This window comes from Cellulosimicrobium sp. I38E (genome assembly GCF_001647255.1).
GTDB classification, from domain to species: domain Bacteria; phylum Actinomycetota; class Actinomycetes; order Actinomycetales; family Cellulomonadaceae; genus Cellulosimicrobium; species Cellulosimicrobium cellulans_E.
The window spans coordinates 1-9,909 of record NZ_LUAZ01000076.1 but is presented as its reverse complement, the minus strand read 5'-3'; the positions used below and the strand labels follow the sequence as shown (position 1 = coordinate 9,909).

Here is a 9,909-nt window from a genome sequence, read left to right as displayed (position 1 = left end):
GAGGGGGCGGCGGCGGGGGAGGGGCCGGTCGACCTCGCCGGTCTCGCCGACGCGCGGTGGGCGGCGGACCTGCCCGGCCGGTACCTGTCGACCCTCGTCGAGAGCGCGTGCCGCGACGCCGGGTTCGAGCCGCGTGTCGTCGCGCGGCTGCCCAGCTACGAGCTGCTGCTCGCGCACGTCGAGGCGGGACTGTCGGTCGCGCTGCTGCCGGGCCTCGCCGTCGACCCGCGCTACGACGTCGTCGCACGCCCGCTGCGGACGCCCCGGACGCGCCCGGTGTACGCCGCGGTCCGCCGCGGCGCCCCGCCCACCGCGGCGGCGAGCGTCGTCCTCGCCGGGCTGCGTCGCGTCGCGGACGCGACCGCGGCGGCCGGGGCGGCGACCGGCCCGCCGCCGCGGTAGCGGGCCGACGGACGCGCCCTACACTGGGGCCCAGCACCGCACGACGACGTGGGAGGTCCCGTGTCGCGCACCCTCGCACCGCCGCTGCGCTCGGACGCGCACCCGCGTCGCCCCGACGCGCGCCGCGACGCCCGCTCGGTCCGCGCGGCCTACCGGTCGTTCCTCGTCGACGGCGTCCTCCCGCACGGCGTCCACCCGGTCGTCGCCGACTCGTGGCGCCGGTCCGTCCACAGCGGCGTCGACCCCGAGGGCCCGCGCACGGAGTCCGCGCTCGCCCACGACGACCTCGTCGCCTACCGCGACGCCCACCCGCTCGCGGGGGTCATGCCCGTGGTCCGCGAGCTCGTCGTCGACGCCGCGGCGGACGACGGCCTCGCCGTCGCCGTCTCCGACGACGCGGGCCGGCTCCTGTGGGTCGAGGGCAGCCGCGCGCTGCGGGACGCGGTCGAGCGCGTCGGCTTCGTCGAGGGGTCGGTGTGGCGCGAGGAGCGCGTCGGGACCAACGCCCCCGGGACCGCGCTCGCCGCGCGCCGGGCCGTGCAGGTCCTCGGCGCGGAGCACTTCTCCCGGCCCGTCCAGGCGTTCAGCTGCACGGCCGTCCCGATCCACGAGCCCGGGACCGGCCGCGTCCTCGGTGTCCTCGACGTCACCGGTCGCCAGTCGGCGGCCTCGAGCGTCGTCCTCTCGCTCGTGCGGGCCACGGTCCTGAGCCTCGAGCGGGAGCTCGCGCAGCGCGCGGCCGCCCCGGCGGCCGACGGTGCCGGGACCGTCCCCGCGCCGCCGCGCGACGGCGCACCCGAGCTGTTCGTGCTCGGCACCACGCCCGTGCTCCGCGCCCCGGACGGCCTCGAGCACCGGTTGTCGCTGCGGCACGCCGAGATCCTCGCTCTCCTCGCCGCCCACCCGCGCGGCCTCTCCGCCGACGAGCTCGCCGTGCTGCTGCACCCCGGCGCGCTCTCGGACGTCACCGTGCGCGCGGAGGTCTCGCGACTGCGGCGCGTCGCCGGGACGCTCCTCGCCGGGTCCCGGCCGTACCGGCTCGCGCGCCCGCTGCGGACGGACGCCGACGTCGTGCGCGACCGGCTCGCGCTCGGCGACGTCCGGGGGGCGATCGCGGCGTACCGCGCGCCGCTCCTCCCGCGCTCGGGCGCGCCCGCCGTCGAGCACCTCCGCGCCGAGCTCGCGGCGGAGCTCCGCGCGGCCGTCGTGTCGGCGGGCGACACCGACGCCCTCGACGCGTGGACCCGCACCGAGGACGGCGCCGAGGACCACGCCGCGTGGACGCGCCTCCAGCGCGTCGCCGACCACGGCAGCCCGCTGTGGGTCCGCGCCCGCGCGCACCTCGACCTGCTCGACGACGAGCTCGGCTGACCGCGACCCCTCGGGCGCGCGCTGCAACGGTCCTGCAACCCTCGCGTGCCTAGCGTCGTGCCACGGCGCGACGAGGCGCCGTGCCGCGCACCGCCGTCGGGCACTCCCCGCCCGGAGGCGACCTCCCCCCAGGCGCGCGGCGAGATCGAGCGCTGCGAGTCAGCGCGACGAGGAGGCAGACGATGACGGTCTACGCAGCCCCCGGCACGGACGGGGCCATCGCCGAGTACAAGTCCCGGTACGACCACTGGATCGGCGGCGAGTACGTCGCGCCGGCGAGCGGGCAGTACTTCGAGAACCCCAGCCCGGTCACGGGCCGGACCTTCACCGAGGTCGCGCGCGGCAACGCCGACGACGTCGAGCGCGCGCTCGACGCCGCGCACGGCGCCGCCCGGTCGTGGGGGCGCACGAGCGCGACCGAGCGCGCGAACATCCTCAACAAGATCGCCGACCGGATGGAGGAGAACCTCGAGCGGATCGCCGTCGCCGAGACGTGGGAGAACGGCAAGCCGGTCCGCGAGACGCTCGCCGCCGACATCCCGCTCGCGATCGACCACTTCCGCTACTTCGCGGGCGCGATCCGCGCGCAGGAGGGGTCGATCTCGGAGATCGACGAGGACACCATCGCGTACCACTTCCACGAGCCCCTCGGCGTCGTCGGGCAGATCATCCCGTGGAACTTCCCGATCCTCATGGCCGTGTGGAAGCTCGCCCCGGCGCTCGCGGCGGGCAACTGCGTCGTGCTCAAGCCCGCCGAGCAGACGCCCGCGTCGATCCTCTTCCTCATGGACATCGTCGGGGACCTGCTGCCGCCCGGGGTGGTGAACGTCGTCAACGGGTTCGGCGTCGAGGCCGGCAAGCCGCTCGCCTCCAGCCCGCGCATCCGCAAGATCGCGTTCACGGGCGAGACGACGACGGGCCGCCTGATCATGCAGTACGCGAGCCAGAACATCATCCCGGTCACTCTGGAGCTCGGCGGCAAGTCGCCGAACATCTTCTTCTCCGACGTGGCCGACGCGCGCGACGACTTCTACGACAAGGCGCTCGAGGGGTTCACGATGTTCGCCCTCAACCAGGGCGAGGTGTGCACGTGCCCGTCGCGGGCCCTCATCCAGTCGTCGATCTACGACACGTTCCTCGGCGACGCGGTGGAGCGGACGAAGGCGGTGCAGCAGGGCAACCCGCTCGACACCGCGACGATGATCGGCGCGCAGGCGTCGAACGACCAGCTCGAGAAGATCCTGTCGTACATCGAGATCGGCAAGGCCGAGGGCGCGAAGGTGCTCACGGGCGGGACGCGCGCCGAGCTGGGCGGCGACCTCGCGGGCGGGTACTACGTGACGCCCACGATCTTCGAGGGCAAGAACTCGATGCGGATCTTCCAGGAGGAGATCTTCGGTCCCGTCGTCGCGGTCACCGACTTCTCCGACTTCGACGACGCCATGACCATCGCCAACGACACCCTCTACGGGCTCGGGGCCGGCGTCTGGTCGCGGTCGGGGAACACCGCCTACCGCGCGGGCCGCACCATCGAGGCCGGGCGGGTGTGGACCAACTGCTACCACGCGTACCCCGCGGCCGCCGCGTTCGGCGGGTACAAGGGCTCCGGCGTCGGGCGCGAGAACCACAAGATGATGCTCGACCACTACCAGCAGACGAAGAACCTCCTCGTCTCCTACTCGGCCCAGAAGCTCGGCTTCTTCTAGGCCGCGATCCGTCACCGCCGAGCATGCGGTCGTCGCCCGTCCCGCCGTCCTGTCGGGCGACGACCGCACGCTCGGTCGGCAGCAGGCACCTGCTCGGCCAGCACTCCAGGAGGTTCCCGTGCTCGACGACGTCCCCTCGCCCGGCCAGGTCGGCGCGCCCCCCGCGCGGGTCGCGCTCACCGACGACGCCGCGGCGCTGCTCGCGCGGCTGCGCCCGGTCCACGGCGACCTCATGTTCCACCAGTCCGGCGGGTGCTGCGACGGGTCGTCGCCCATGTGCTACCCGCAGGGCGACTTCCTCCTCGGCGACGCCGACGTGCACCTCGGCGACCTCGTCGTCGGCGCGCCCGGTCCCGGCGCGGACGATCTCGACGGGGCCGACGGCGCGGCGGGACGGTTCGTCGTGCCCGTCTGGATGAGCCGCGCCCAGTTCGAGTACTGGAAGCACACGCACCTGACGATCGACGTCGTGCCCGGCCGCGGCGCCGGGTTCAGCGTCGAGGCGCCCGAAGGCGTGCGGTTCATCATCAGGTCGCGCCTGCTCACCGACGACGAGTGGGCAGCGCTCGACGTGGCCTAGGCTGACCCCACCGACGGGCTCCACGACGGGCCCCGACGGCCCGGGGCCGGAGAGGAGGCGACGCGATGGACGACCTGCTCGTCGTCGCGCGCGACCTCGCCTCCGCGCTCACGCTCCTGCTCGGCACGTCGACCCTCACGGCCACGCTCTTCCTCCTCGGTGCCACGGCCCTCGTCGCGGCCGTGGCCGCCGTGACCGCGCGCTGGGGTGCACCCCTCGCGCTCGGTGTGGCGGATCGCCCGGCGGGCCGGCTGCGCGACACGGTCGACGTCGGCCCTGCCGTGACGCAGAGCGACCCGGACGCCCCCGGCCGAGCCCGGCCCCGGGCACCCGGCCGACCCCTCGGCTGATCACCCGGCCGAGGCCTCTCCCCGCATCCCGCGCGCACCGTGCCGCGGTGTGCCCCGGCCTGCCCGGCGCAGGGTGATCGGCGAACGCGTACCCCGCACGTTCGACCGAGGACACCACCATGAACCCGCTCGACCTCCCGCTCGTCTCCACCGTGCTCGACGCCGCCTACCGCGCCCTGATGGCCTTGTCCGACCTGCTCGAACCCGTCGCCGGAGGCGCTGCGGCCGCGGCCGCCGTCGTCCTGCTGACGCTCGCCGTCCGCGTGCTGCTCGTCCCCGTCGGCGTCTCCCAGGCCAAGGCGGAGCGCGACCGCGCGCGCCTCGCGCCCCGGCTCGCCGAGCTCCAGCGTCGCCACCGTGACGACCCGCAGAAGCTGCAGCGCGCGACCCTCGACCTCTACGCCGAGGAGGGCACGACGCCGTTCGCCGGCTGCCTGCCGATGCTCGCCCAGGCACCCGTGGTCGCCGTCGTCTACGCGCTGTTCCTGCATGCCCAGATCGCCGGTCACGCGAACGCGCTGCTGGGCCACACGCTCTGGGGAGCGCCCCTCGGCTCGAGCCTCGTCGGCTCGTTCGGTGGGGGTGCGGCTGCCGTCCCGACCCTGGTGGTCGCGGGTGGGGTCGTGCTCCTCGTCGCGCTCGTCGGGGAGCTCACGCGCCGGGCGTCCCTGCCTGGCGGTCGTCTCGCCGTGCCGCGGACGGCGACCGGACCGGCCACCTCCGGCCCCCTGGCCGCGCCGGGCCTGCAGAACGCGCTCGGCGCTCTCCAGTTCATGACGGCGGTGATCGCGTGCTTCGTCCCGCTCGCCGCGGGCGTGTACCTGCTCGTGACGGTGACGTGGACGCTCGTGCAGCGGCTCGTCCTGCGCCGCCGGTACCCGTTCGAGGCGGTCGCGTAGCGCGACGGCGCGGCGGGCCTGGTCAGGGGTCCGCCGCGCGTGCGAGGGTGTCGGGTATGACCGATCTGCTCCCGTACCGCGACGACGCGGACGACGTCGAGGTCCCCCTGCTGGGTGGTGACGTGTCGGACGGGATCGTCCGGCGCGGCGACACCGTCCGCCGTCCGCGTGGCCCGCACAGCCCCGCCGTCGAGGCGTACCTGCTGCACCTGGAGCGGGCGGGCTTCGAGCGCGCGCCGCGGTTCCTCGGGATCGACGACCGCGGCCGTGAGGTCGTGACGTTCCTGCCGGGCGAGATGGGCGGGCGCCCGCCGCACGCGTGGGCGACCGACGAGGACGTGCTCGTCCAGCTCGGGGAGTGGCTGCGTGACCTCCACGCGGTGTCGCGCGACGTCGTGCTGCCCGACGGCGTCGCGTGGCCCGAGCGGACGCAGTTCCCGGAGGTGCCGGACGTGTTCGACGTGCCGGACGTCGTCGGGCACAACGACCTCACGGTCGAGAACGCGCTGTTCGCCCCGACCGGTGACGACCCGCAGGGTCCGCACCGGCTCGTCGGGGTGATCGACTTCGACCTCGCCGCGCCGACCACACGCCTGCTCGACGTGGCGACGACGCTGCTCTACTGGGCGCCGGTCGCGCCGCCGGAGGCGCGGTCGGAGGTCCTGCGCGACCTGGACGCACCGCGGCGCGCGCGGATCCTCACGGAGGCGTACGGCCTCGACCGGTCCGAGCGACTCGCGCTGCTCGACGTGCTTGCGCAGCGGTTCGCGCGGAGCTGGTACGCGATGCGGCACGCGGCGCACACCCGCGGCGGGGGCTGGCAGCGCATGTGGGACGACGGGGTCGGGGACCGGATCCGCGAGAACGAGGCCTGGTTCGCCGCCCAGCGCGTGGACTTCGTGCACGCGCTGGGCTGAGCACCCGTCGGGGGCGGGGCCCGCGTCCCGACGGGTGCCGAAGCACTCAGAGCGCGGCGAACCTGCCGACGGCGACGAACACCGCGAGGGCGAGCAGCACGACGTTCGCCGGTACGGCCTTGGCCTCGCCGAGCCGGACGTGCAGCGGGATCGCGCCGACCTGCGTGAGGGCGAGCCCGACGGCCGCGATCGGTGTGAGGACCGGGGCGACGCCGAGCGCCCAGGGGAGGATCACGCCGACGGCCCCGGCGACCTCGAGCCAGCCGATCGCGCGCACGCCCGCGGTGCGCTCCGGCGTCACCCACCGCATCTGCTCCTGGAGCACGGGGATCGGGCGCAGGGCCTTCATGAGCCCGGCGCCGAGGAAGGCGAGGGCGAGCAGACCGGAGGCGATCCACAGGGCGACGTTCATGCGTGAGTCCTTCGAGGAGAGGGGCGGCGACGGCGCAGGGTGGCCGGTCACTCTTTGTGCCTGGGCACATGATGGGTAACCATGGGGACGGCTACAAAAGGCACACCCGTGTGCGAGAGGCACACCGACCCGCACGCCACGGAGACGGAGACACCATGACCACGACGCCGACCACCGACGTGCCCGTGGTGCGCGAGCTCGCCGAGCGGCACGGGCTCCCGGTGGGCGGCGGCTGTGCCGCCGCCGAGGCCACGAGCGAGGTGCGATCGGTGCTCGACCGGGTGGGCGACAAGTGGAGCGTCCTCATCCTGGGCATGCTCTCGGGCGGACCGCAGCGGTTCACCGAGCTCCTGCACGGCATCGACGGGATCTCGCAGCGCATGCTCACGCTCAACCTGCGCCAGCTCGAGCGCGACGGGCTCGTGAGCCGCACGGTGCACGCCGTCGTGCCGCCGCGCGTCGACTACGCGCTGACCGACCTCGGCGCGACCCTGCTGCCGCCCGTGCTCGCGCTCGTCGAGTGGGCGCTGGAGAACACGACCACGATCCGCGACCACCGGGACCGGTTCGACGCGCGGGGCACCGCCGCGGGCTGAGCCACCGGGCGTCAACGCGCCTGCGACAGCGACCGGTCAGTCGCGGTGGAGCGCCGATCGGACGCGCGACCACAGCCGCTTCATCGGCCCGTCCGGGCGCACGACGGGGATCTGGGCCGTCTCGACGCCGCGCACGAGCCACGCCTCCGCGTGGCGCATCGCGTCCGCGGTCGACTCGCCGATCACGGGCCGCGCCGGGTACACCGCGATCCGCTCGTGCAGGCGCAGATCGATGACCTGCTCGAACTTCTCCGCGAGCGCGGGGTCCACCCCGCTCACGTAGAGGCGACCGCCGCCCTCGCCCAGCCGGTCCGCGTAGTGCGCGAGCACCGTGAAGGCGGTCGCGCCGAGGCTCGCGCGGCCGCGCAGGCGCAGCACCACGACGGCGTCGTGCGCGTGCGTGGGCTCCGGCAGCGCGGCCTCGAGCGACCGGGCGCCGGCGTAGAAGAGACTCCCGTAGACGTCGAGGACCGTCACCGTCGCGTCGTCGAGCCGCCGCGGCGCGGGTTCCTCGCGGTAGTGCCCGCCCTCCTGGGGGACGAGGCGGACGATCCGCAGGTCCTGGGACTCCCGGTTCGCCTGGAGCAGGATCGACAGCGCGGCCCCGATGCCGACCGCGGCCGCGACGGGCAGGAGGAGGGTCGCGAGGAACGTGGTCGCCATGGCGACCTGGGACTGGCTGCCCGTGCGCCACGCCGTCGCCATGGCCGACAGCCGGATGGACCCGACCGACGCGACGGCGAGCAGCGCCGCGAGCGTCGCCGACGGGACCGCCCCGACCGGCCCGGACAGCGCGACGAGGACGACGAGCACCCACACGCCCGACATGATCCCCGCCCAGCGGTCGCGCGCCCCCGCGGCGGTGCTGATCGCCGTCTGGCCGACCGACCCGCCGACCGGGATGCCGCGGAAGAACCCCACCGCGAGGTTCGCGATGCCCTGTCCGACGAAGTTGCGGTTCGGGTCGGCGCGGCGCCCGCCGGGGTTCGGGACGGACTCGGCGACCCCCGCGCCCTGCACGAGCACGATGGCCGCCACGGCGAGCGCACCCACGGCCACGTCGACCGACACGAGCCCCAGGTCGGGCAGCGCGAGGGAGGGCAGGCCGGCGGGGATCTCGCCCGCGTCGCCGACGAGCCGCACCGACGTCGCGCCGAGGGCCCACACGCCGACTGCGGACACCACGAGCACGACGACGGCCGCGTACGGGGCGGCGCGCGTGCGACCGAGGACGAGGAGCACGGCGACCGACCCCAGGCCCACGACGAGGGTCGGCACGTCCCACGTGCCGGGCGAGCGGAGCACCTGGAAGGCCTGCCCGACGGCGAGCGACGCGGACGGGTCGGCGCCCGTGAGGTCGTCGAGCTGGCCGAGCAGGATGTTGACGGAGACACCGGTGAGGAACCCCGTCATCACGGAGTGCGACACGAAGCCGGTGAGTCGACCGAGCCCCACGAGCCCGGCGACGACCATGACCGCCCCGGCGAGCGTCGTGAGGAGGATGAGCGCCGCGAGCCGGTCCTCGCCGGGGACCCCCGCGAGGGCCGAGCCGGCGGCGAGCGCCGCCGCGCTCGTCGTCGTGACGATCATGAGGCGCGAGTCGACCGTCAGGCCGCCCGCGATGCGGCCGACCGCCGTCGCGTACAGGCCGTGGATCGGGTTGACGCCGACGAGCGTGGCGGTCGCCATGCCGTCGGGGACACCGCCGACGGCGCCCGGGACGCCGGCGCCCGCGGAGCGCCAGAACGTCCCCGGGGCGGGCCGGACCCCGTCCCACCAGCCTCGGACGGCGCGCACCGGCCGCGGGCTCATCGCGTCTCCCGCGGGTGCGCCATGGGGAGACTCTGGCACGGTGCGCGCCGACCGACCACAGCAACGGCCGGCGCCGTCGCCGCGCACGGGGACGTGTGCGGGTCAGCTCGCGAGGGGGTCGTCCGCGGTGAGATACCAGGGCTCGTACCCCTCGAGCGAGAGCGTCCACAGCCCCGGCGCACCCGCGGGGACCGCGACGCACACGTTGCCCGACACGGTGTCGTCGGTCCCGACGAGGCCCGTCCCGACGAGGGCGTCCGGCACGGCGCCGCACTGCCCGTCGACGTGGACGTCGTCGTCGCCGACGAAGCCGACGTCGATCGCCCCCCACGCGCTCACCTGCGAGCTGGGGCCGTAGTACGTGGCGGTCACGGGGACGATCCAGTACTCCGTGCCCTCCGGCGGTGCGACGTTGACGTCGCTGTGCGCGAGGATCTCCGCGGTCGCCTCGTACGGCGGGTCCAGGAGGACCTCCCACTCCTCCCCGGCGACGGTGTAGCCGTCGAAGAACCAGGGGTCGGCCCGTGTCCCGGAGCCCTCCCACTCGCCCTCGGACCAGTCCTCGTCCGACCAGTCCTCGGACCACTCGTCCTCGACCGGCTCGGTGTACCAGTCGGCGATACGCCCGCCCGCGTCGCTCGCGACACCGGCGGCGAAGCCGACGCCACCGCCCACCGCGAGGCACGCCGCACCGACGATCAGCCCGACGGCGGTGCGGCGTGCCTCGCGGTGGGCGGTGGCGTCGGCTTCGCCGCCGGTGTCGCGAGCGACGCGGGCGGGCGTATCGCCGACTGGTACACCGAGCCGGTCGAGGACGAGTGGTCCGAGGACTGGTCGGACGAGGACTGGTCCGAGGGCGAGTGG

At 75.1% G+C, this 9,909-nt stretch carries 11 protein-coding genes; 8 read left to right on the top strand and 3 right to left on the bottom strand.

Annotated elements, in window-relative coordinates; genetic code table 11:
* The 7 genes from A0J59_RS19435 to A0J59_RS19405 form a co-directional block, all read left to right on the top strand.
* A partial coding sequence (locus A0J59_RS19435) for a LysR substrate-binding domain-containing protein (RefSeq protein ID WP_255365369.1) occupies nucleotides 1–402 on the top strand: 402 nt, incomplete at its 5' end.
* Between the two features lie 60 nt (nucleotides 403–462).
* The gene (locus A0J59_RS19430; protein ID WP_231581793.1) at nucleotides 463–1,773 is read left to right on the top strand and encodes a GAF domain-containing protein; all 1,311 of its coding nucleotides are present in this window, start codon (nucleotides 463–465) and stop codon (nucleotides 1,771–1,773) included.
* A gap of 182 nt (nucleotides 1,774–1,955) precedes the next feature.
* Nucleotides 1,956–3,479 (top strand): aldehyde dehydrogenase, encoded by a 1,524-nt coding sequence (adh, locus tag A0J59_RS19425; RefSeq protein ID WP_064317188.1) that lies wholly within the window; start codon nucleotides 1,956–1,958, stop codon nucleotides 3,477–3,479.
* A gap of 118 nt (nucleotides 3,480–3,597) precedes the next feature.
* Complete coding sequence (locus A0J59_RS19420; RefSeq protein WP_064317187.1) at nucleotides 3,598–4,059, top strand: DUF779 domain-containing protein; 462 nt, start codon at nucleotides 3,598–3,600, stop codon at nucleotides 4,057–4,059.
* 65 nt (nucleotides 4,060–4,124) lie between these two features.
* Nucleotides 4,125–4,409, top strand: a complete 285-nt coding sequence (locus A0J59_RS19415) for a DUF6412 domain-containing protein (RefSeq protein WP_064317186.1) — start codon at nucleotides 4,125–4,127, stop codon at nucleotides 4,407–4,409.
* Nucleotides 4,410–4,528: 119 nt separating this feature from the next.
* Complete coding sequence (locus tag A0J59_RS19410; RefSeq protein WP_064317185.1) at nucleotides 4,529–5,308, top strand: membrane protein insertase YidC; 780 nt, start codon at nucleotides 4,529–4,531, stop codon at nucleotides 5,306–5,308.
* A gap of 56 nt (nucleotides 5,309–5,364) precedes the next feature.
* Complete coding sequence (locus A0J59_RS19405) at nucleotides 5,365–6,225, top strand: aminoglycoside phosphotransferase family protein (RefSeq protein ID WP_064317184.1); 861 nt, start codon at nucleotides 5,365–5,367, stop codon at nucleotides 6,223–6,225.
* Between the two features lie 46 nt (nucleotides 6,226–6,271).
* Here the strand turns inward: A0J59_RS19405 and A0J59_RS19400 are convergent, their stop codons facing one another.
* Nucleotides 6,272–6,637: a DoxX family protein gene (locus tag A0J59_RS19400; protein WP_053369744.1), complete on the bottom strand. Its 366-nt coding sequence runs from the start codon at nucleotides 6,635–6,637 to the stop codon at nucleotides 6,272–6,274.
* 155 nt (nucleotides 6,638–6,792) lie between these two features.
* On the opposite strand from A0J59_RS19400, the gene A0J59_RS19395 reads away from it, so the two are divergent.
* The gene (locus A0J59_RS19395) at nucleotides 6,793–7,233 is read left to right on the top strand and encodes a helix-turn-helix domain-containing protein (RefSeq protein WP_082919205.1); all 441 of its coding nucleotides are present in this window, start codon (nucleotides 6,793–6,795) and stop codon (nucleotides 7,231–7,233) included.
* A gap of 36 nt (nucleotides 7,234–7,269) precedes the next feature.
* On the opposite strand, the gene A0J59_RS19390 is transcribed toward A0J59_RS19395, so the two are convergent.
* Together A0J59_RS19390 and A0J59_RS19385 are read right to left on the bottom strand one after the other, a co-directional pair.
* Nucleotides 7,270–9,045: a SulP family inorganic anion transporter gene (locus A0J59_RS19390; protein ID WP_064317183.1), complete on the bottom strand. Its 1,776-nt coding sequence runs from the start codon at nucleotides 9,043–9,045 to the stop codon at nucleotides 7,270–7,272.
* A 102-nt stretch (nucleotides 9,046–9,147) separates the two neighbouring features.
* The gene (locus A0J59_RS19385; RefSeq protein ID WP_064317182.1) at nucleotides 9,148–9,720 is read right to left on the bottom strand and encodes a hypothetical protein; all 573 of its coding nucleotides are present in this window, start codon (nucleotides 9,718–9,720) and stop codon (nucleotides 9,148–9,150) included.
* Nucleotides 9,721–9,909: the final 189 nt, after the last annotated feature.